Source organism: Kitasatospora sp. GAS1066B (assembly GCF_041262605.1).
Taxonomy (GTDB): Bacteria; Actinomycetota; Actinomycetes; order Streptomycetales; family Streptomycetaceae; genus Kitasatospora.
In genome coordinates this window covers 1-21346 of record NZ_JBGCCO010000054.1, presented here as the reverse complement: position 1 = coordinate 21346, position 21346 = coordinate 1, and the positions used below count along the sequence as shown (strand labels likewise).

General features: G+C 73.7%; 16 protein-coding genes. 4 read left to right on the top strand and 12 right to left on the bottom strand.

From position 1 onward, the window contains the following. Positions 1–83: 83 nt before the first annotated feature. From ABH937_RS36090 to ABH937_RS36070, 5 genes are all read right to left on the bottom strand, one after another. Complete coding sequence (locus ABH937_RS36090) at positions 84–470, bottom strand: hypothetical protein (RefSeq protein WP_370220674.1); 387 nt, start codon at positions 468–470, stop codon at positions 84–86. Positions 471–533: 63 nt separating this feature from the next. Beyond that, positions 534–1511: a hypothetical protein gene (locus tag ABH937_RS36085; protein ID WP_280694422.1), complete on the bottom strand. Its 978-nt coding sequence runs from the start codon at positions 1509–1511 to the stop codon at positions 534–536. 279 nt (positions 1512–1790) lie between these two features. Beyond that, a complete protein-coding gene (locus ABH937_RS36080; protein ID WP_370220673.1) occupies positions 1791–3233 on the bottom strand; it encodes an aldehyde dehydrogenase family protein in 1443 nt (480 codons plus the stop codon). 155 nt (positions 3234–3388) lie between these two features. Beyond that, positions 3389–5014, bottom strand: a complete 1626-nt coding sequence (locus tag ABH937_RS36075; RefSeq protein WP_370220672.1) for a PucR family transcriptional regulator — start codon at positions 5012–5014, stop codon at positions 3389–3391. Positions 5015–5253: 239 nt separating this feature from the next. After that, complete coding sequence (locus tag ABH937_RS36070; protein ID WP_370220671.1) at positions 5254–7380, bottom strand: ATP-binding protein; 2127 nt, start codon at positions 7378–7380, stop codon at positions 5254–5256. Positions 7381–7657: 277 nt separating this feature from the next. Between ABH937_RS36070 and gabT the strand changes: the two genes are divergently transcribed. The 3 genes from gabT to ABH937_RS36055 all read left to right on the top strand — a co-directional run bounded on the left by gabT (position 7658) and on the right by ABH937_RS36055 (position 10697). Continuing rightward, positions 7658–9016 (top strand): 4-aminobutyrate--2-oxoglutarate transaminase, encoded by a 1359-nt coding sequence (gene gabT, locus ABH937_RS36065; protein ID WP_370220670.1) that lies wholly within the window; start codon positions 7658–7660, stop codon positions 9014–9016. 245 nt (positions 9017–9261) lie between these two features. Continuing rightward, complete coding sequence (locus ABH937_RS36060) at positions 9262–10116, top strand: phosphatase PAP2 family protein (protein ID WP_370220669.1); 855 nt, start codon at positions 9262–9264, stop codon at positions 10114–10116. 80 nt (positions 10117–10196) lie between these two features. Continuing rightward, positions 10197–10697 (top strand): MarR family winged helix-turn-helix transcriptional regulator, encoded by a 501-nt coding sequence (locus ABH937_RS36055; RefSeq protein ID WP_370220668.1) that lies wholly within the window; start codon positions 10197–10199, stop codon positions 10695–10697. Here the strand turns inward: ABH937_RS36055 and ABH937_RS36050 are convergent. After that, the gene (locus tag ABH937_RS36050; RefSeq protein ID WP_370220666.1) at positions 10654–11607 is read right to left on the bottom strand and encodes an EamA family transporter; all 954 of its coding nucleotides are present in this window, start codon (positions 11605–11607) and stop codon (positions 10654–10656) included. The two genes, ABH937_RS36055 and ABH937_RS36050, sit on opposite strands and share 44 nt — an antisense overlap. Before the next feature lie 133 nt (positions 11608–11740). Here ABH937_RS36050 and ABH937_RS36045 point away from each other — a divergent pair, with 133 nt between their 5' ends. Then, the gene (locus ABH937_RS36045) at positions 11741–12679 is read left to right on the top strand and encodes a LysR family transcriptional regulator (RefSeq protein WP_370220665.1); all 939 of its coding nucleotides are present in this window, start codon (positions 11741–11743) and stop codon (positions 12677–12679) included. 169 nt (positions 12680–12848) lie between these two features. On the opposite strand, the gene ABH937_RS36040 is transcribed toward ABH937_RS36045, so the two are convergent. From ABH937_RS36040 to ABH937_RS36015, 6 genes are all read right to left on the bottom strand, one after another. After that, positions 12849–14564, bottom strand: coding sequence for a restriction endonuclease (locus ABH937_RS36040; protein WP_280694979.1), 1716 nt, complete (start codon positions 14562–14564; stop codon positions 12849–12851). A gap of 284 nt (positions 14565–14848) precedes the next feature. Then, positions 14849–16699 carry a hypothetical protein gene (locus tag ABH937_RS36035; RefSeq protein ID WP_280694980.1) on the bottom strand — a complete coding sequence of 617 codons (1851 nt, stop codon included), beginning with the start codon at positions 16697–16699 and terminating at the stop codon, positions 14849–14851. Between the two features lie 217 nt (positions 16700–16916). Beyond that, the gene (locus ABH937_RS36030; protein WP_280694981.1) at positions 16917–17276 is read right to left on the bottom strand and encodes a cupin domain-containing protein; all 360 of its coding nucleotides are present in this window, start codon (positions 17274–17276) and stop codon (positions 16917–16919) included. 149 nt (positions 17277–17425) lie between these two features. Then, positions 17426–18085, bottom strand: coding sequence for a YigZ family protein (locus ABH937_RS36025; RefSeq protein WP_370220664.1), 660 nt, complete (start codon positions 18083–18085; stop codon positions 17426–17428). Positions 18086–18166: 81 nt separating this feature from the next. Further along, positions 18167–19471, bottom strand: a complete 1305-nt coding sequence (locus ABH937_RS36020; protein WP_370220663.1) for an aldolase — start codon at positions 19469–19471, stop codon at positions 18167–18169. 92 nt (positions 19472–19563) lie between these two features. After that, positions 19564–21147, bottom strand: coding sequence for a DUF2637 domain-containing protein (locus ABH937_RS36015; RefSeq protein ID WP_370220662.1), 1584 nt, complete (start codon positions 21145–21147; stop codon positions 19564–19566). Positions 21148–21346 lie beyond the last annotated feature (199 nt).

Below are 21346 nucleotides of genomic sequence, written 5' to 3'. Positions count from 1 at the left end.
GCTCCATTGTGGCGTGCCGGGAGCGGTGGCCACAGCCGGACCGCCGCCGACCCGGTCACCACCGGGCCGGGCGCCCGGCCCGCTCAGCCGACGACCACGGTGACCTGCCAGGCGTGCCCGGCACCGTCCTGGCTGCTGAGGCGCACGCTGCCGGGGCCCGCCCCGTGGAAGAGCGCCGGAGTGACGCCGAGCGGCGCGGTCAGCGGCAGGTTGGCAGCCGGGGCCAGCACGGTGGGGTCGGAGCTGGTGACCGCCGACCAGTGGCCGCTGCCCGAGGCGGTCAGGAAGACCGTCAGCTGGGCGCCGGCGGCCAGGCAGAACGAGCCGCTGTCGGTCTCGGCCAGGGTGCCGGCGGTGTGCGGCAGCACCGCGTCCCCGGGCGCCTGGCAGGCGACGGGGTGGCGGGCGGGTGAGCCGCAGGCGGTGAGCAGCAGCGGGAGCAGCGCCAGCGCGCTGACGGTCCGTCGCATCGGGGCCTGCCTCCAGGGGAAGCGGGGTGGCCCGCCGCACGGCGGGCCACCCCTGACGGAGCGTCAGTTCTGGTTGGTGGCGCTGGTGTAGGAGGTGACGCAGCCGCCGGCGCCGCCGCTGAAGTTGTTGCTCCAGAGCGACTGGACGGCGAAGTTCGCGCCGTTCAGGCTGGCGATGGACGAGGCGCCCTGGCCGCTGGAGACCCAGGCGCACTTGTCACCGGTCTCCGCACCCGTGCTGTCCACCCAGCCGCTGCTGGGCGCCGGGTCGGTGAGCGTCTCGGCGTACTCGTGACCGCCCACGATCGTCACGCCCTCGGTCGCGCTGTTCACCCCACTGCTGCCGGTGGCCACGAAGCCCGCGCCGCAGCCGGCACCGGCGTCGGAGACGTACGGCATGTTGGTGTAGGGCAGGTCGGCGCCGGTGGAGGTGCTGGTGTGGTCGTGCCAGGCGCAGTACTGGGTCTTGAAGCCGGAGGGGACCACGCCGTGCGCGGCGTCCACGATGATCTGCACGTTGTCACCGGAGACGCCGAAGTGCGCGGCTGCCTTGACCGCCTCGGCGGCGATCGCCGACTGGCCGGGCTTGGCGGGGGCCTTGACCGAGCTGTCCAGCCAGGTGCCCGCCACCGGGTTGCTCGCCGGGTGCCCCACGTGGGTGCCGGAGCTGCCGCACTGGGTGGTGCCGACGGCCACGCCCTGGCAGTACTGGGTCTGCGAGTTGGACCAGGTGTCGCCGCTGCCGTAGGCGTGCTGGAAGAAGGAGAGCTGGAGCGCGGCCTCGCCGGAGGGGTCGTTGGTGACGGTGGAGCCCGTGCCCCACTGGTTACCCCAGTAGACGACGTAGATCTTCTGGTTGGTGACGATGTTGCCGCCGCCGTAGGCCAGGTTGTTGCCGCTGGCGGTGGCGGCGGTGGTGCGGGTGTGCAGCGCGTGGCCCGCGGTTTCGGGGGCCTGGGCGCCGGCGGGGGCGGCGACGAGCAGGGCGGCGGCGGTGAGCGCGACGGCCACGCCGGCGGAGTGCTTGATCGAACGCAGCAAGGTGATGCCCTTCGAATGGGGTGGTCGATGGGGCCCTGTGGTGCGGCCGGAGCCCGCCGGGGTGGTGCGGGCATGACTGAGGGCGGCCGCGCCTGTGGGGGTGGCGCCGATCCGTGGGGGAAGTACCCGGTGGGGGGCCGGGCAGCCGCGAGCGTAACCAGCTGACCAGAACCGGTCAAGGGAACCAACGGGTAAGGAAATCTTGGAACTTGCTGGGTGTCCGGACAGCAGGAACCCCCGCCATCGAGCAGCGATGGCGGGGGTTCTGGTGACGCTCCGTCAGAGATCGAGGCCGGTCAGCACCAGGACCTTCTCGTAGGTGAAGTCGCCCATCGCGTACTTGACGCCCTCGCGGCCCACGCCGGAGTCCTTGACACCGCCGTACGGCATCTGGTCCGCGCGGTAGGACGGCGCGTCGCCGATGATCACACCGCCGACCTGCAGCTCGCGGTGCGCCCGGAACGCGGTCTGCACGTCGTGCGTGAAGACGCCGGCCTGCAGGCCGAACGCGGAGTCGTTGACGGCGGCGAAGGCCTCGTCGGTGGACTCGACCCGGTGCAGCGACAGCACCGGGCCGAAAGCCTCGGCGGTGGCCAGGATCGCGTCGGCGGGCAGCTCGGCCAGCACGGTCGGGGCGTAGCTCGCGCCCTGCCGGGTGCCACCGGTGAGCACCTTGGCGCCCTTGGCGACGGCGTCCGCCACCCACTCCTCGACCCGCCTGGCGGCGTTCTCGTCCACCAGCGGACCGACGTCGGTGGCGTCGTCCGCCGGGTCGCCGGTGACCTGGGCCTCGACCTTGGCCAGCACCTTCTCGGCCAGCACGTCGTACACCGCGGCGTCCGCGATCACCCGCTGTACCGAGATGCAGGACTGGCCGCCCTGGTAGTTGGCGAACGTCGCGATCCGGGTGGCGGCCCACTCCAGGTCGGCCTCCGAGGACCAGTCGGCCAGCACCACGGCGGCGGCGTTGCCGCCGAGCTCCAGGGTCACGTGCTTGCGCGGCACCGAGTCCATGATCTGGTAGCCGACCTTGTCCGAACCGGTGAACGAGATCACCGGCAGCCGGTCGTCCTGGACCAGCGCGGGCATCTTGGCGTTCGCCACCGGCAGCACGCTCCAGGAGCCGGCCGGCAGCTCGGTCTCGGCCAGCAGCTCGCCCAGCAGCAGGGCGGAGAGCGGGGTGGCCGGGGCCGGCTTGAGGATGATCGGGGCACCGACCGCGATCGCCGGGGCGACCTTGTGCGCCACCAGGTTGAGCGGGAAGTTGAACGGGGCGATGCCGAGCACCACGCCCTTGGGGAACCGCCGCACCACCGCGAAGCGGCCGGTGCCGCCCGGGTCGGTGTCCAGGCGCATGGTCTCGCCGTTGGTCCGGCGGGCCTCCTCGGCCGCCCAGCGGAAGACCGAGGCGGCGCGGCCGACCTCACCGCGGGCCCACTTGATCGGCTTGCCGTTCTCGGCGGTGATCAGGCGGGCGATCTCCTCGGCGCGCTCGGCCAGCCGGCGGGCCACGTGGTCCAGCGCCGCGGCGCGCACGTGGGCGGGGGTGGCGGCGAAGGCCGGCAGGGCGGCGACGGCGGCGTCGACCGCCTCGTCCACCTGGGCGTCGGTGGGCACGCTGACCGTGCCGACCAGGCTGTCGTCAAAGGGGTGGCGGACCTCGAAGCTGGTCTCGCCGGTCTCCTGGCGGCCGGCCAGCCAGAATGCGTGGGTCGTGGTCACGGTGGTACCGGCCCTCTCGTCGCAGTGGTGTTCCCTGCCAACGGTAGGGGCACCACCGGGCGAACCGGATTGGCCGAGGTGGCGCAATGCCCCGCATTTCGCCTGCCAAAATGGACGGTTGCTCCCGGCCTCGGCGCGGCCGATCGCCGGGTGGGCTACTCCTCGCCCGAGCGCAGCGCCAGCCAGAGCTCCATCCGCACGTCGGTGTCGTCCAGCGAGCGGCCGAGCAGCTCCTCGACCCGGCGCATCCGGTAGCGCAGGGTGTGCCGGTGCACCCCGAGGTCGGCGGCCGCGGCGTCCCACTGGCCGTGCCGGGAGAGCCAGGCTCGCAGCGAGGCCACCAGGTCGCCACGGGCGGTGCGGTCGTGGTCGCGCAGCGGGCGCAGCAGACCCTCGGCGAAGGCCGCCACCGCCTCCTCGCCGAGCAGCGGCAGCAGCGAGCCGGCGCCGACCTCCTCGTGGCCCACCGAACGACGGCCGCCGCGCAGCGCCACCGCCAGCGCCCGCTCGGCCTGTGCGTAGGCGCCGCCGGCCTCCTCGACCGCGGCCGGGGCCGAGACGCCGAGAGCCAGTCCCTCGTGCTCCTCGACTGCGCCCAGGCAAGCCCGGTGCACCGCGCCGCCGTCCACCGCGAGCAGCACCAGCCGCTCGGGGTGCGCCGCACCGTCCTTGCCGTCCTTGCCGTCCCTGGCGTCCTTGCCGCTCGGCTCGCGGGCGACCAGCAGCTTCTCGCCGGCCCGGCCGCCGGCCTGCTCGGCGCGCTCGGCCAGCTCGGTCAGGTCGTGCACCGGCGCCTCGCCCTCCGCCTTCTCCGCACCCGGTGCGGCACCCGCCACCAGCACGCGTATGGTGCCCTCGGGCAGGCCGCCGAGGAGCCCCGTGGCGACCTGCCGGGCCGTCGGCACCTGCCCGGCCAGCACCAGGCGCAGCAGCGCGGCGCCCATCCGCTCCTCCGCGTGCCGCAGCTCGCGCGAACGCTCCAGGGTGAGGGTGAGCAGGGCGACCGCCGCGTTCAGCACGTAGCGCTCGGTCGGGCTGATCCGGTCCTCGGTGCCCACCGCGAGGAAGCCGCGGGCCCGGCGGTCGGCACCCAGCGACTGGACCACCACGAAGTCCTCGTCGGCGGTGTCGAAGCCGGGCGCCCGGCCCTGCAGCGCGGCGCTGGCCGGGGCCGGCCGGCGGCGCAGCCGGTCCACCTCGGAGGCCAGCCGGGCGGCCCGGCGGGCCGCCCAGTCGGGCGCCACCACCGAGAGCGCGCCCGAACTGTCGTAGAGCGCGGCCCAACCGCCCAGGCGGGCGGCCAGCCGGCGGACCACCGCCGCCGTGCCGTTCTGGCCGAGCGCCGCCCGGGTCAGCTCCTCCTGCGCCTCGAAGCTGGTGGTCACCGCCTCGTACTGCTCGGCCGCCAGCGCCGCCGAGACCGCCTTGCTGATCGCGATGAAGGGGGTCGGCTCGGGCACCCGCAGCAGCGGCAGGCCGCGCTGGGCGGCCGCGTCCACCAGGGGCTGCGGTACCTCGGTGTGCGACAGGCCGACGCCCAGGCCCAGGCCCACCACACCGGCGTCGGCCAGCCGGTGGACGTAGGCCTGCAGGTTCTTGGCGCCGGCGCCCAGCTTGATCCCGGTGGTGAGCAGCAGCTCGCCGCCTTCGAGGAAGGGCGTGGGGTCGTCCAGCTCGCTGGTGTGCACCCAGCGGACCGGGCGCTCCAAGTGGTCCGCTCCGGCCAGGACCGTGAGGTGGAGCGAGGAGTTGCGCACGACGGAGGCGAGTGTGGGGGGCATGGCACCTTCGGTGGGACGACCCGACGGCCTCGTTGCGGCCGGGCGGCGGAGTGCGGTTCGACTCTCATTATGGACGCTGCGGACAAGCCGTGGCACCAAATCCACCGCAGCGTAGCTAACCGAATGCCGATCGAACACCGACGGTCCGTCAGATCGCCGCGCGCTCCGCGCGGATCAGCCGCGCCGCTCAATTGCGGCGCTCAATTGCGGCGAGCAGTTGCGCCGATCAGTTGCGCCGATCAGTTGCGCAGGTCCACCAGCAGCGGCGGCACCTGCTCACCGCTCACCGAGGTCAGCGAGACCACCGCGTGCCCGGCCGGCAGCGCGTGCGCCAGCTCGGAGGGCGACCAGCGCTGCCGCTCCACCTCCCGGGTGGTCACGCTCTCGGTCTGCGCCGTGGTCCCCGACAGCGCCTTGCGGGCCAGCCGCCCGGCCTTGCGCAGCATGCCACCCGAGGTGTCCGGGGCCAGCGTCACCGCCCGCTCGCGCACCAGCACCGTGCCCCAGGCCTCGGAGAACAGCTTGCCGTCCCAGGGCGCGATCCCCGGGAAGGCCATCCGGCACCCCACCGCGCCGAACAGCGGCACCCGCAGCGCCTCCGGCAGGTCCACCAGACTGCGCAGCAGCAGCACCGCCCCGGCGTTCGCCCCCGGCAGCCGGCGCAACCCCTGCACGGCCCCCGCGTCCAGCGCCGCCGAGGCGTCGTCCAGCACCAGCCCCGCGAACAGCGAACGGTCCTCCCGGGCCACCGCGGCCTGCAGGAACTGGCCGGCCACCAGCCGCGACAGGATCCGGGCCGCCTCCGGGTGCCCGCGCTCGGGCAGCTTCACCCGCACCCGCAGCGGATGCTCCAGCGCCCGCATCGCGAAGGCCGGCTTGGCACCGGGCCCGGCCGGCTCGAAGCAACCGGCGAACGCGGGCCGGTCCAGCAGCGCCAGCCGGTCGGCCAGCAGCACCCCCGGGTCGTCCGCCTGCCCCTGCCGGGCGCGCCGCTGCTGCACGTCCGGCTCGTGCAGGGCCAGCACCTCCTTGGCCCGCAACTGCTCGACCAGCCGCTCCCAGCTCCCCTCGTCCCCGCCGAGCAGCGCCCGCAGCTCCCGCACCCCCGGGTAGCGCCCGTAGCCCGCGTGGAACGGCCCGACCACCTGCTGCAGCGCCATCCGCGCGCCCTGCGCCCGCGAGGACAGCTCGTCCGGCAGCAGCGCGTCCGCCAACCGGGCCGCCGCCGCGTCCTGGTCGGCGGCCGCCCCGTACAGGTCCAGCCCGTACGCCGAGGCCGGATCACCCGGCGCGATCACCACGTCGTACCCCGCGTCCGGCCCCAACTCGGCCTCGGCCGCCCCCACCACCACCACGCACGCCGACCGCGCCAACGCCTGCAGGCAGAGCGCCTCCGCCACCGGCCGGGCCAGCCGCGGCGTCTTGCCCGTCCCCGCCGGCCCCACCGCCAGCAGCGAGGTCGCCAGCACCTCCCGGTCCAGTGCGAACCCGGCCCCCCGGTGCGCCGCCGGATTCTTCGGCACCTCCTGCGCCGTCCCCAACCGCACCTGTCCCAACAGCAGATCGTGTTCCGCCACCCGCCCCGGCAGATCCCGCGCCTCCGACGGATGCGCACACGCCGCCGCCCCCCGCACCGCCACCTGCTCCCCGAACGCCCCGACCAGAGCCGGCTCGGCGAGCACCTCCCGCCAGACCCGGTGGATGCGCACGTAGTCGACATCACCGACCCGCCCGGCCCGGGTGTCCCCCTCCACCACGGCGAGCGCCTGACCGAGGCCGGCCTGACGCAGCTCGGCCCAGGGGTCGAGGGCGGGGTCGACGGCTTCGGCTCGTGCCGGCTCGGCACCCGCCGGACGATCATCGGTCACGGCCTTGGAGAGCAGCGGCAGAACGTTGCGCCGGAATCCCATCGGGGACAGGAAACGCCGGTAGACCTCCAGCCACCGACCCATCCGGCCGAACAGGGCGAGGAACAGGACCAGCAGCAGCAGGTTGAGCAGCGTTTCGACCACATTGAACTGGTCCGGCGAGAGAGCGCGGAACCACCCGAGGTAGCCGATGGTGTACATCACTGCGGGCGTGCCGTACCGATAGGCGAGCAGGCAGACCAGCACATTGGCGGCGGCACGCAGCAGCAGGGCACCGGCGGGCTGCGGCGGCTCGTCCGTGTCGGTCGCGGTCGACGGCAGATGGCCATAGCGGTAGATGCCCGGCTCGGCCGGCGGACGCTGCTGGGCAACCCAGTTGGCGAGGCTGGTGCCCGCTGTGCGGCGGGTCGCCTGGTGCGGTACCGGACCCGGGTCGAGGGCCGGACTTCCCGACGGCACCAGCTCCGTCCGCCCGCCCTGTCCGCCGTCCAGTCCCATTGCGGCCCCGCTCCCTTGCCCCGACCTGCCCGGCTGAGTGTTACCCATGCCGCCCGGCGGGCGACACCCCGCGCTCAATGTAGTGGAGGGGGCGGCCGGGGCCGGTGGTCGTCCGCCGGGTGGGTGGTGGTGGCCGGGCAGGACAAGTCGGACGGCGCAGTGCGCCCGACCGGCGCATGCCGGGGCCGGGGCGGCGGCCGTAGCCTGCGAAGACCGAAAGACGCGTCAGCGCAACCCTGAAGAACCAGAACAAGCCGAGCCGACTGGAGATAACCCTATGAGCGCCGCACCGCTGCTCCCGCAGGAGCGCCGCCTGGTCACCGCGATCCCCGGCCCGAAGTCGCAGGAGCTGCAGGCCCGCAAGCTGGGCGCGGTGGCGGCGGGCGTCGGGACCACCCTGCCCGTGTACGTGTCGCGCGCCGGCGGTGGGGTGCTGGAGGACGTGGACGGCAACAGCCTGATCGACTTCGGCTCCGGCATCGCCGTGGTCAACGTCGGCAACAGCGCCGAGGCCGTGGTCGCCAAGGCGAGCGAGCAGCTGGCCGCGTTCACCCACACCTGCTTCATGGTGACCCCGTACGAGGGCTACGTCGCCGTCGCCGAGCAGCTGAACGAGCTCACCCCCGGCGACCACGACAAGCGCACCGCGCTGTTCAACTCGGGTGCGGAGGCGGTGGAGAACGCGGTCAAGATCGCCCGCGCGTACACCAAGCGCACCGCCGTCGTGGTCTTCGATCACGGCTACCACGGCCGGACCAACCTGACCATGGGTCTGACGGCGAAGAACATGCCGTACAAGCAGGGCTTCGGCCCGTTCGCGCCGGAGATCTACCGGGTGCCGGTCGCCTACCCGTACCGCTGGCTGACCGGTGCGGAGAACTGCGCCGCCGAGGCCGCCGCGCAGGCGATCGACATGATCAACAAGCAGATCGGCGCCGAGAACGTCGCGGCGATCATCATCGAGCCGATCCAGGGCGAGGGCGGCTTCATCGAGCCGGCCAAGGGCTTCCTGCCGGCCATCGTCGAGTACGCGAAGGCCAACGGCATCGTCTTCGTCGCGGACGAGATCCAGACCGGCTTCTGCCGCACCGGCCAGTGGTTCGCCTGTGACGACGAGGGCATCGTCCCGGACCTGATCACCACCGCCAAGGGCATCGCCGGCGGCCTGCCGCTGGCCGCCGTGACCGGCCGCGCCGAGATCATGGACGCCGCGCACGCCGGTGGCCTGGGCGGCACCTACGGCGGCAACCCGGTGGCCTGCGCCGCCGCGCTGGGCTCGATCGAGACCATGAGGACGCTGGACCTGAACGCCAAGGCGCAGCGGATCGGCGAGGTGATGCTGGGTCGCCTGCGGGTGATGCAGGAGAAGTTCGACGTGATCGGCGAGGTCCGCGGGCGCGGTGCCATGATCGCCATCGAGCTGGTCAAGCCGGGCTCCAAGGAGCCGAACCCGGAGGTCACCGCCGCGGTGGCGAAGGCCTGCCACGCCGAGGGCCTGGTGGTGCTGACCGCCGGCACCTACGGCAACGTGCTGCGCTTCCTGCCGCCGCTGGTGATCCCGGAGCACCTGCTGACCGAGGGCCTGGACATCATCGAGGGCGCCTTCACGCTGCAGGGTGCGACCGCCGGCGTCTGAGGCCGACCGCCAAGGGGCCGCTCAGCCCCACGCTCAGCCCCGCGCGCATCCGTCGGATCATCTGACTGACGACGCGTCAACTCTCGCTCACGGTGCGCCCGGTCCGATCCTGGACCGGGCGCACCGTGGGTTCGGTCGGCGACGCTTCACCGGCCGTGGAGGTTGCACCACATCAGGTGAAGATGCTGTGCGAACCCTGGCAGGCCCGGCCCGCCGGGAATCCGCTTGACGTAATGTCATGGCAGATGGACAGCGAGCCTCAACCAGCGGTCGGCCAGCCGATCCGCGAGGACAACCAGGCGCCCCCAACGGCGCCGCCACAGGACCGATCGACCGGCCGTCCGGCCCACACCCCCCGGGGCGCGCGGAGCGGCGATCACCCAGGCCGCCCCGGAGCTCTCCCCCCCGCTCCGGGGCGGCTCCTGCATGTCCTGACCCACCCGCTGGCGAGCCTGCGCGACAGCCCGCTGACGCCGCTGCCGCTCGCCCTGGTGCTGGCCCTGGTCTCCTGGCAGGTCGCGGTCGGCGGGCCGCTGCTCGGCCTGGACCGCTGGGTGCGCCACTGGGTCGGGCAGTCGCACGACGCCCTGCACAGCGGCCTGCTCAACTGGCTCGGCCAGCTCTTCTCGGACCTCGGCAGCACGGTCCCGGCGATTCCGGTGCTGCTCGGCGCCGGCGCGCTGGCCGCCTGGCGAGCCCGGCGGGCCGGGATTCGGCGCTGGTGGCTGCCACTGCTGCTGGCCCCGCTCGCGGCACTGCTGATCCCGCTGCTGGTGGTACCGGCGAAGGCGTACTTCGCGCGCGGCGGCCCGCTCGGCCAGCCCGTCGCGCCGGGCTCCTGGGGCTGGTACCCGTCCGGGCACACCACCACGGCCTGCGTCGGCTACGGGGTCGGGGGCCTGCTGATCGGCCGCACCCTGCCCCGGGCCGGACGGCGCCCGCTGTACGCGGCGATGGCGCTGCTCGGGCTGGCGGTCGGGCTCGGGCTGGTCTGGTGCACCTACCACTGGTTCCTGGACGTGCTGGCCGGCTGGTGCCTGTCCGCCCTGGTGCTCTGGGCGCTGGCCAGGTGGCTGCCGTCGACCGACCGGCAATACTGAGCCTGGCTCATCATGTGGCTGGCTCGCTACCCGCCCCGGACGCTACCCTGGGCCCACTTCCCCCGCCGAGGAGCCCCCGCATGACCAGCTCGCCCACCGAACCCTCCACCCTCGGCGCCGCGGCGCCCGACGGGGCGGCCGAGCTGGCCGACGAGCTGACCAGGGCGATGAAGCGGATCCGGCACCGCACCATGGACCGCCTCGAGCCCTACGGTCTGACGCCCGGCCAGGGCCGCGCGCTGCGGGTGCTCGCGCACGCCGAGCGGCGCGAGACGCCCAAGCGGGCGATGCGGCTGAGCGAGCTGGCCGACCGGCTGAACGTGGCCCCGCGCTCGGCCACCACCGTGGTGGACGCGCTGGAGCAGGGCGCGCTGGTGCAGCGGGTGCCCGATCCGGTGGACCGGCGCTCGGTCGGCCTGGTGCTGACCGCCGCCGGCCGGGCGGCGGTGGAGCGGTTCGCGCAGGTCCGCCAGGAGGTCGCCGAGGAGTACTTCCGCAGCACCGACCCGGCGGACGTCGCGGTGATGCTGCGCGTCCTCAGGGCCGCGGAAGCGGCGCACGGGCAGTCGACGGTCCGCTAGCGGCCCCGGCCCCGGCCCCGCGGGTCGGGCGCAGACGACGGCGCACCCGGTCCAGGTACTCGGGCCGCACCGCGCTGAGCCCGATCCCGGCGATCACCAGCAGCGCCGCGCCACCTGCCAGCGGGGTGATCGCCTCGCCGAGCAGCAGCCAGGCCGAGGTCATCCCGAAGACCGGGACCAGCAGCGAGTACGGGGCGACCGCGCTCGCGTCGTACTCGCGCAGCAGGAAGCCCCAGGCGCCGAAGCCGAACAGGGTGGAGAGCAGCCCCACGTAGCCGACCGCGCCCAGCCCCACCGGGGTGATCGAGACCAGCGCGTGCAGATCGGCACGCGGGCCCTCGACCAGCAGCGACAGGACGAGCAGCGGCAGCGGCGGCACCGCGCTCACCCAGACCATCCAGCGCAGCAGGTCCGGCGGCGCCGCCTTGCGGGTCAGCACGTTGGACAGCCCCCAGAACACGGCGGCCGCGATGACCAGTGCGAAGGCCTTGGCCGGCCCGCCGGACCCGTTGTCCAGGGCGGCGAGCGCGATGCCCGCGGTCGCCAGCGCCAGCCCGGCGATCCGCTGCGGGCCCGGACGCTCGCGCAGCATCCCCGCCGCGAAGAGCGCGGTGCAGACGGCCTGGCCCTGCAGCACCAGCGAGGAGAGCCCGGCCGGCATCCCGGCGTGCATGCCGAGGAAGAGCGAGCCGAACTTCAGCACCCCGAGCACGAAGCCGACCGCGAGGACCCAGCGCCAGGCCACCTTGGGCGGCCCGACGAAGAAGACCGCTGGCACGGCCACCACGGCGAACCGCAGCGCGCAGAAGAGCAGCGGCGGGAAGTTCTTCAGGCCGACGTCGATCAGCACGAAGTTCACACCCCAGACGGCGGTGACCAGTACGGCCAGGGCGATGTGACGAGGACTCATGGCACCGGTGGTGCCCGCAGGACGCGGTTCGGCTGGCATGTCCCGAGGATGTCCCGAGCACACCGTTCAGCACCAGCGAAGAATGCTGAGCCCCACTGTTCACCGCTGCTAACCAGTGGCCCATAATCGGACCATGCTTGATCTGGGACGGCTGCGCGCGCTGCACGCGGTCGCGGTGCACGGCTCGGTGGGCAAGGCCGCCGCCTCGCTCGGCTACACCTCCTCGGCGATCTCGCAGCAGATCTCCAAGCTGGAGCGGGAGACCCGCACGGTGCTGCTGGAGCGGCAGGGCCGCGGCGTGGTGCTGACCGACGCGGCACGGGAGTTGGCCGCCACCGCGCAGCGGGTGCTCGCGCTGGTCGAGCAGGCCGAGGTGACGCTGGAGCACCAGCGCGGCCAGGCGGTCGGCCAGTTGCGGGTGGCCGCCTTCGCCACCGGGGCGCGCGGCCTGCTCCCCGGGGCGCTGGCCGAACTGCGGCGGACCTGCCCGGAGCTGGAGGTCCGGGTCCTGGAGACCGACCCGTACCTGGCCACCGAACTGGTGGCGCGCGGCGAGGTGGACCTGGGACTGGTGCAGGACTGGGCCTCGGTGCCGGTGCCGGTGCCCGACGGCCTGTCCCGGCTGAGCCTGGGCCTGGACCCGGTCGACCTGGTGCTGCGCGCGGAGCACCCGCTGGCGGCACTCCCCGTGGTCCCGGTGGCCGAGCTGCGCGGGCAGCGCTGGACCAGCGTCCCGCCGGGGAACATCTGCCACGACTGGCTGGTGAACACCATGCGCGAGGTCGGCGAGGAGCCCGATGTGCTCTACCAGGTCGGTGAGTTCGAGACCCAGATCGCGCTGATCGCGGCGGGCCTCGGGGTCGGCCTGGTCCCCCGGCTCGGCCGCGGTGAACTGCCGCCCGGTGTGGTCGCCCGGCCGGTGCTGCCGGAGCCGACCCGCCGCGTCTTCACGCTCTGGCGCAGCCAGGCCTCCCGCCGCCCGGCGATCACCGCCGCACTGGACGCACTGCGCCGTCACTGGCCGATCCGGCACGCGGCGACCGGGCCGGCCGGGCCGGACGGGCCGGACTGACGGAGCCCAGCACCGCCACCCCACAACCAGCCGGCGACCAGCCCTAGGGGCTCTCTTACGGATCTTGTCGGCGGTGACACCAGCGGCTGACGCCGCGGGGCGTGCAGCTCCCCCAGCCTTCGGCCGGGAGGTGCCCCCACGGCGCCCGGCAAGATCCGCCGTACAGGCCCTAGATCGCTCCGGTCGCCAGCGGCAGCCCGAGGTGGGTCTCGGCGAGCGCGCGGAAGCCCGCGCCGTCGGCGAGGTGGATCTGGCGGAAGTCGGCGGTGTCGATCAGGTCGAGCGCCTCCTCGGTGAAGCCGCCGGTGCTCAGCCAGAGTCCGTGGCCGGCGGACTCCTCGGCGACGGCCTCGGCCAGCGTTCGCACCTCGGTGGCGCCGACCTGGCCGGGGCGGCGGGAGGCGCAGACCACCCAGCGGCCGGGCAACCCGCTGTCCGGGGCGCCGGTGCCGGTGGCGACCAGCCCGGAGTGGCCGCGCAACCGCACGCTCCAGTCACGCAGTCCGCCCCGGGTGAGCACCTCGCGGACCAGCGCCGCGAACTCCCCCGGCGACAGGTCCGCCACCGCCGGTACGGCCGCACCGGCCGTGGCACACGGCCGCACCGCGACCCTGGCGTACGGGTCCGGGCTGATCGCGGCGCCCAGCTCGCGCAGCCGCACCAGGGCCTCGTCCTGCTCGGCGGCCGCGTAGACGCCCGGTTCGGCCTCGTCCTCGGCCGGCTCCGCCAGCGCCACCAGCCGGGTGCGGGCCAGCGCGTCGCGGTCGGCGTCCACGGTGAGCAGGCAGGTCGCGCCGGGCTCGCGAAGCCAGCCGTTGAGCACCACGCCGGCCAGCACGCCGTCGGTGTCCACCGCGTCGGCCGCCTGCAGCGCGCGCAGCGCCAGCCGGGCGACCAGGCGCAGGTAGTCCGCCTCGCGGTCGACGGGCGAGCGCGGCACCGGACTGATCTCGCCCTCCGCGGTCAGCCGGTAGCCGTCCAGCGAGGGGACCAGGCCGAGCGGGGGCAGGTCGAGGTCGAGCACCGCGGTCCGGGTGAGCGGCCGGAACACCGCCCGGCAGGCGGCCGGCAGCTCGGACGTGGCCGCCTCGGCGGCGGCCAGCGCGCGTTCGAGCAGCGACTCGACCGCGGCCGGCTCGGCCTCCAGATAGGCCCGGCGGCACTCCTCCAGACTGTCGTTGTACTCCCGCACCGCGCGCGCCCTGGCCTGCTCGGCCTCCTCGTGGGCGAGTCGTGCGGCGGCCTCGGCCGGGTCGGCGACGGCCGCCTGCTCGGAGCGCCACTGCCGCAGCGCGCGCTGGTGGGCCAGCCGGGCCTGGGCCAACCCGCGCTGGTAGCCGGAGTCCAGCAGGCGCCTGGTCGCGGTCGACTCCGGGTCGTCGGCGGGCGGCTCCGGCGGCGCGAAGTCCGACCAGCGCGGCTCGCGCGTGCTCGGCGCCGCTGCCGGACCGTCGGGGTACGGGCGCGGCTCGTAGCTGCGCCGCTGGCTCTCGAAGTCCATCGCGCTCACCGGCAGCGCGAGCCGGGCGAGCAGGTCGGCCAGGCGCTGCTGCTCGGCCCGGACCGTGGCGGTCCGATGGTGCGTCAGCTCCGCGGCACGACCCAGCGCGGCCACGGCGGGGTCGTGGCCGTCGGGCGTCGGCCCGGCCGCGTCGCCGGTGCCTGCACCCCTGGCGCCATCAGTGCGCTCGGTGCCACCGCCCGGCTCGTCGGACGACCCGGCGCCACTCTCACCGCCGCCCGTGTTCCCACCACCGGGCTGGAACTCGGTCGGGACCGCCTGGTCCGGCCCGCCGGTCGCCCCGCCGAACACCGAGGCCAGGAAGCCCGCGCGGCGACCGAAGGCTCCTTCGACAGCCGACTGACGCTTGGTCGAATCCTGCATCGGCGGTCTGCCCCCATGCTCGTCCGGCGCTTCTTCGGTGGCCGGGCAACTGCGCTGGCCGGGCACGCGCGCGATGGCGGTATACCCCCCGAGAGCATTGTCCACCGTACGGCGGTCGGGTGGCCGTCGTGTTCTCGGTCGGTCTCGAACGAGGGGAGACCCGTTGACATCTGGCCAGCCGGGCAGGACAAGAGGTCGGTGCGGCAGGTCCGGTCAGCTCAGCTCAGTTCAGGTCCAGTCAGGCGTGTCGAGTCGGGGTCGGGCCGGTCGATCCCTGCCGCAGGTCAGTTGGTCATGGTGTTGGTGAGGTGCATGCCGATGTAGCCGACGTAGATCCGCCCGCTGCCCGAGCAGTCGTCCAGATAGTGCAGCCGAGGCGCGGTCCGGCCACCGCCGATCCGCAGGTGGGCACCCATGAAGGCGCGCCCGCTGGGGTCCACCGAGGACGGCACGGCGAACATCCGCTCCCGGCGCATCTTGCCGTGGCTGCAGACCGTCCGGGATTCGTTGCGCACCGCCTTGCGCGGTGGGAACTGGCCACCGCCGAGCGGCGCGTGCTCGCACCACTGCTTGAAGTCCCCGCCGGCCGCGCCGTGCACGGCGACGGTGGCGTACTCCTGCAGGGCCGTCAGGCCGTCCCAGGTGAGCCGGACCCAGTTGCCGCCGACCGTCTGCGCATCCAGCGCGAGGGTCTCCTTCTCGTCGCCGGTGAAGCTCAGCAGCGGGAACTCGCCGATCCGGTCGAGCAGTTCGGTGAAGCTGTCGGGGCCGCGCGGGACCTGGTCGAGCAGCGCGGTCGGATCGGGCGCGCTCTCCCCCGGTGGGCAGAGCCGACTGTTCAGCACCCGCAGCTGGGCGCTGACCCGGCGCAGCGCGGTGCCTTGCAGCTCGTTCTCGGCGCGCAGGTGGAGCTCGCGCCGGTGCGAGCGGTGCAGACTGCGCCGGACCCGCTGCAGCTCGTCCGCCCCGACCTGCTGGGCGTCCGCCAACTCACCGACCAGCTCGGTCAGCTCGGCGGCAGGGGTGGCGGGGCTGCCGGCGACGGCGGAAACGGCGGAGGCGGGCGCCGCCGGATCGGCCGGCCGCACCCGCAACACGGGCACCCGGGCCAGCGCTTCAGGTAGCGGCGCGAGGTCGGCCAACCTGCGCGGCTCACGGGCCAGCAGCGCGGCGGCCCGCCGTGGTTCGCCCTCCATCCGGTGCCGGGGCAGCACCAGATGCCGCTGGGCGTCACGCCGGGAGGCCGGATCCACCTCCGGCAGGTAGGTGCGCACGGCACCGCCGTAGACGGTGTGGAACTCCAGTGCCGTGTTGAAGGCGATCCGGGCCCCGGGATCGAGCACGTAACTGACGGCCAGGCCGGCCACCTTGTGCAACAGCGGGGCGAGCGGCTCGGTCGCCCAGGCGCGCGGATCGAGGTCGGCGGGCACGCTGGCGACCAGGACGGGCAGCCGGCGGGCTGGATCGCAGAGCTCGTCGATGACGTCATCGACCTCGGCGGCGGTGATGATCCGGGGCAGCGGGCGGACCTCGGCCGTGCCGTCCAGCGCGTCGATCAGCGGCAGCAGGTGATGGACCAGCTCGGGGACCGGAACGGCACTGGGGGTGCGCACTCCTGGAGTGGCGGCCAGTTGCTCGGCCTCCAGCCGGATCCAGGTGGGGCCGCCGCGCTCGGTGGCCACGGTGAGGGTCAGCTGGCGGGTGCCGTGCGGGGCCGGGGTGCGCAGCCGGCGGCGGGTGTAACGGCCGGGCGGCGTGCCCGGGAACCGGGCGAGCAGCGGGCCGGCATCCCGGTCGAGCAGAACCCGGTCGCCGAGGCGGTGCCGCACGGCGGTCGGAGCGGCCTCGGGCGGCGCGGCGAGCGGCGAGGCGCCCGGCGGTGGGGCGGCGAGCGGCCAGGACGGGCTCGCGAGCCCGGTGTCGGGCAGCGCCTCGGGCGCGGACGGCGGCGGCTCGGCATACCCTTCGTCCTTGAGCCAGGCCCCCAGGCACTGGTCCGCCAACGCGACCGCGTCGGCATGGGACTGACGGGTGGTCACCGTCATCCGGTAGGGCGTGGCGTGGCCCGGCTGAGGTGAGCCCGAGCGGGGGTCGGCCGGGGCGGTCGCGGGTGGCGCGGTGCGGTCGATGCTCATGGGTGGTGCCTCCGTGGTGCGTGGTGGGGTCTGACGGTCCTCCATCGATGGGGTGATGTCTGGGTCCGGCCGGCAGCGGTCGACCGGGTCCTTGCTGGGAGAACGCAACGGCCCGGAGCTGGAGTTCCAGTTCCGGGCCGTGTTAATTCGTTCGAGTGTCGCTTGCCTGTCGCTTGACGGGTCAGGAGGCCTCTGGTGTATAAGGCCGGCTGAGCCCTCAGGCGTTGCTGAGCCATTCCGTCTGGCCCCGCCGGCAGCCGGGCATGGCCGCCTGCGTCGGCTCCGGGACCAGGGTCTCGGGCAGGACCGGGGCGGGGGCCGGGACGGCCAGCGGACAACCTTCCGCCACCTGGTAGTTGGCCAGGATCACGACGGGCTCGGAACCGTGGTTGTACCCGATGTGCACCTGCTGCGGCAGCTCGATCAGGAACTGCCCGGGTCGGGTCACCTCGACCGTGCCGTCCTCCAGCACCCGGGTCAATTCTCCGGAGAGCAGGACGGCCTGCACGAGCGCCGGATGGTAGTGCCAGCCGGTGTTCGCGCCCGGCGCGATGCTGATGGTACGGATCACGGCCATCTCGGAATCTGCTCCTGTGACTCGACGGTCATATCAGGCTACTGACCGTCAGCCGTGCGGGTGGGCGATTCCCAGGCCTTTGGCCGAAAGGACATACGACTACGTCGATTGTCCGCTCTGCGAGCTCCCCCAACACCGCCCGACTCCGCTCAGGATGCATCCGACCAGGGAATCTCGACGTGGAAGTGGCCGGCCGGAACCGCCGTCGCGCTGCCGCCGCTGGCCTCGGCCAGCCAGTCGTGGAAGCCGGTCAGCTCCGCCTCGGGCACGCCCACCTCGATCCGCACCCCGGCCGCTTCGTAGTGCAGATCGCGCACCGCGTAGCCGGCCGCGCGCAGTTCGTTCTCCAGGCGCCCGGCCCGGGTGTGCTCGGCGGCCACCACCAGAAGCGCGACCCGGCGACGTTCCACCAGACCGACCTCGTCCAGCGCCGCCGACACCGCACCCCCGTACGCACGGACCAAGCCGCCCGCTCCCAGCAGCACACCGCCGAAGTACCGCGTCACCACCGCGACCGTGTCGGTGACACCGCGCCGACGCAGCACCTCCAGCATCGGCACGCCCGCGGTACCACCGGGCTCGCCGTCGTCGTTGGACCGCTCACGGCGCTGTTCCGAGCCCACCACGAAGGCCGTGCAGTTGTGCCGCGCGTCCCAGTACCGCTTCCTGGTCCGCGCGATGAACTCCTGCGCCGCCTCCTCGTCACCGGCCCGCGCGAGATGGCAGATGAAGCGCGAGCGCTTCACCTCGATCTCGTGGCTGCCGTCCGCGCGGATGGTCAGGTACGGCTTGGCGACGGGTGGCGACATGGCGCGGCAGATCTCCGGGGGTCGGTCGACGGACGGGGCGGCTCGGCCAGCCTATCCACCGACCGCCCGGAGGCAGCCGGGTCAGCGACCGCTGAGCGCGTCCAACTGCTTGCGGTCCAGCCCGGTCAGCTCGGTGACCTCGGCCAGGTCGACCGCGCCGCAGTCCAGCCCGCGCAGCAGGTAGCCGCTGAGCGCCTTGGCGGTGGCCGGCTCGTCCATCACGTCGCCACCGGCCTTGGCCACGTAGGCGGCCAACCTGGCCGCCGCGGCCGCCAGTCCCTCGCGGTAGAAGGCGTAGACCGCCGCGTACCGGGTGGGCAGGTGCGCCGGGTGCATGTCCCACCCCTGGTAGTAGGCGCGGGCCAGCGAACGTCGGACCAGGCCGTGGTGCAGGTTCCAGGCGGCGAAGACCTGCTCGCGCGGACCGGTCGGGATGACGTTGGTCGACCCGTCCGAGAGCCGCACCCCGGTACCGGCGGCGGCCACCTGCATCACGGCCTTCGCGTGGTCGGCGACCGGGTGGTCCATGCTCTGGTAGGCCGCGCTGACCCCGCAGGAGGCGCTGTAGTCGAAGGTGCCGTAGTGCAGCCCGGTGGCCCGGCCCTCGGCGGCCTCGATCAGCAGCGCCACCGTGGCCCGGCCGTCGGCGCCCAGGATCGCCTGGGTGGTCTCGATCTGGATCTCGAAGCCGATCCGCCCGGCCGGCAGCCCGGCCCGCCGCTCGAAGTCCTCCAACAAACGGACCAGCGCGGTGACCTGTGCGGGGTAGGTGACCTTGGGCAGCGTCAGCACCAGGCCGGCGGGCAGCTCGCGGCCGTCCTCCAACAGGGTCGCCAGGAACAGCTCCAGGGTGCGGATGCCGCGGTCGCGGACCGCCGCCTCCATGCACTTGATCCGGATCCCGATGTACGGCGGGGCGGTACCGTCGGCCACGGCGGCGGCGACCAGCCGGGCCGCGCGGACCGCTTCGGCGTCCTCCTCGGCATCCGGGCGCGGGCCGTAGCCGTCCTCGAAGTCGATCCGCAGATCCTCGATCGGCTCGCGCTGCAGCTTGGCCCGGACCCGGGCATGCACCTCGGTGATCAGTTCGTCGGCGGGCACCCCGAGCGCCTCGGCCAGCTCGGCCGGGGTCCCGGCGTGGGTGTCCAGCGCCTCGAGCGCCTGGCGGCCCCAGTCGGCCACGGTGTCCGCGGCGAAGGCGTCGGCCGGGACGTAGACGGTGTGGACCGGCTGCCGGCTCCCGGAGTCCCCCGGGTAGCGGCGGGCCAGCTCGGCGTCGACCGGCCCGAGCAGCGCGTCCACCGCGGCACGCGCGGACGGGGAGAACGTCAGGCTCCCCGCAGCTGCGTCGGCTGCGTCGCCGCCACCCACCTCGACCTGCGACATCCGGGTTCCTCCACACTGAAGCTGTTCAACAATTTGTTGATGTGAAGGTATCCGTGCCGCAGTCGGGCGTCAATGGCGGCTCACCAACCGGACTACTCGCGACCGAGGGTCGCGTACCGGTCCCGCAACTTCGGCCAGATCCGCCGGATCTCGCTCTGACTTGCCGGCACGCCCGGCTGCTTGCCGCTGACGCCGTACTGGGTGAAGAGGAAATCCGCCAGCGCCTCCTCGTCGGGATCGTGTCCCTGGGAGTCCTTGTAGGCCAGCAACGCGTCGATGGCCAGATCCACCGTCAGCTGCCGTGACTCGAAGAACTCCGGCTCTTCGGGGGCCTCTTGGACCGCCAGGTCCTGAACCGGTTCCTGAAACGGAGCCTGAGCCTGAGCCGACGTCGGAGCGGCCGGCCGATTCGATGCCCGAGGCCTCGGCGCGAAAAGGTTGTCCATCGCCGGCTGCGGCGGCACGGCCACCGGGGCGGGGATCTCCTCCACCGGGGACTCCGCCAGGACGGGTTCCGGCTCCGGCTGCGCGACCGGCTGGGGTTGCGGTGCCGGTACCGGCGTCACGTTGAGCCGGCCATCGGACGGGGCCTCAACTCCCTGCTGCACCGGCCTCGTCAGCTGGGCCGGCTGCTGCGCGGTGGTCGGCCGGGGCGTCCTGAACCACGGCGACTGCTGCCCGACCTGACGCGCGCTGTCCGCAGCGACCGGCGGTTCGACATCGGCCTGGAGCGACGCCTGGGCAGACGCCTGGGCGGGCGCCGCCTGCTGCGGCACAGCGCTCTGCTGTCGGGGCTGCTGCCCGACCTCCGCCCGAATGTCGCGCAGCGCGGTGACCGGACGAGCCGGCCGCGCCGGCGCCTCGGCCTGCTCCTCCGGACCTCCCTGCCCGTCCCGCCAACGCGCGGCGGCCAGCCTGGCAAGCGCCGGAACCGCCACCGCCGCCGACACCGTCGACGCCTCCGCCACCTCGCTCGCCACCGGCGCCTCCACCGCTGCGGGGGGATCGATCCGCTCCAACAGGGTCATGTCCAACGGAACCCCGTACTTGGCCAACTTGAGCGGCAGCAGCGCCTGGATCGGTGCCGAACGCCGCCAGCCGCGCCCGTACCGGAACCGCAACTGCGCCCGGTAGACCAGCCGGTTCTGCTCCAGCCGCACCACTTCGTCGTAGGACCGCAGCTCCCACAGCTTCATCCGCCGCCAGAGCCGGAAGGTCGGCACCGGCGAGAGGAGCCACCGCATCAGCCGGACGGACTCCATATGACGGTCCGCGGTGATCGCCGCGATCCGCCCGACCGCGTGCCGCGAGGCCTCCACCACCACGACGAAGAGCAACGGGATGACCGCGTGCATGCCCATCCCCAGCGGATCACCCCAGGAGGCTGCGGCGTTGAACGCAATGGTGGCGACCGTCAGCAGCCAGGCCGCCTGACGGAGCAGCGGGAACGGTATTCGCAGCCAGGTCAGCACCAGGTCCAGCGCGAGCAGCACCACGATGCCGGCGTCGACACCGATCGGGAACGCGTAGGAGAAGTTGCCGAAGCCCTTGTGCAGCGCCAGCTCACGCACTGCCGAGTACGATCCCGCAAAGCCAATCCCGGAGATCAGGCAAGCGCCGACCGCGACCACGCCAAGCAACGCGCGGTGCGCACGGGTAAGGGATGGACGTGCCATTCGTTGATCAACCCCTGGGTCAGGACTCGGGTGATCGGATCCTACTCGGACACGCGTTCAGCCCCGCGCTCCCCCTGCCACCCCCGCACGCACCACCACAACCGGTCATGAACGCAGAGAAGCCCCCTTCCCGAAGGAAGAGGGCTTCTCTAGAAGAATTGTTCGGCGGCGTCCTACTCTCCCACAGGGTCCCCCCTGC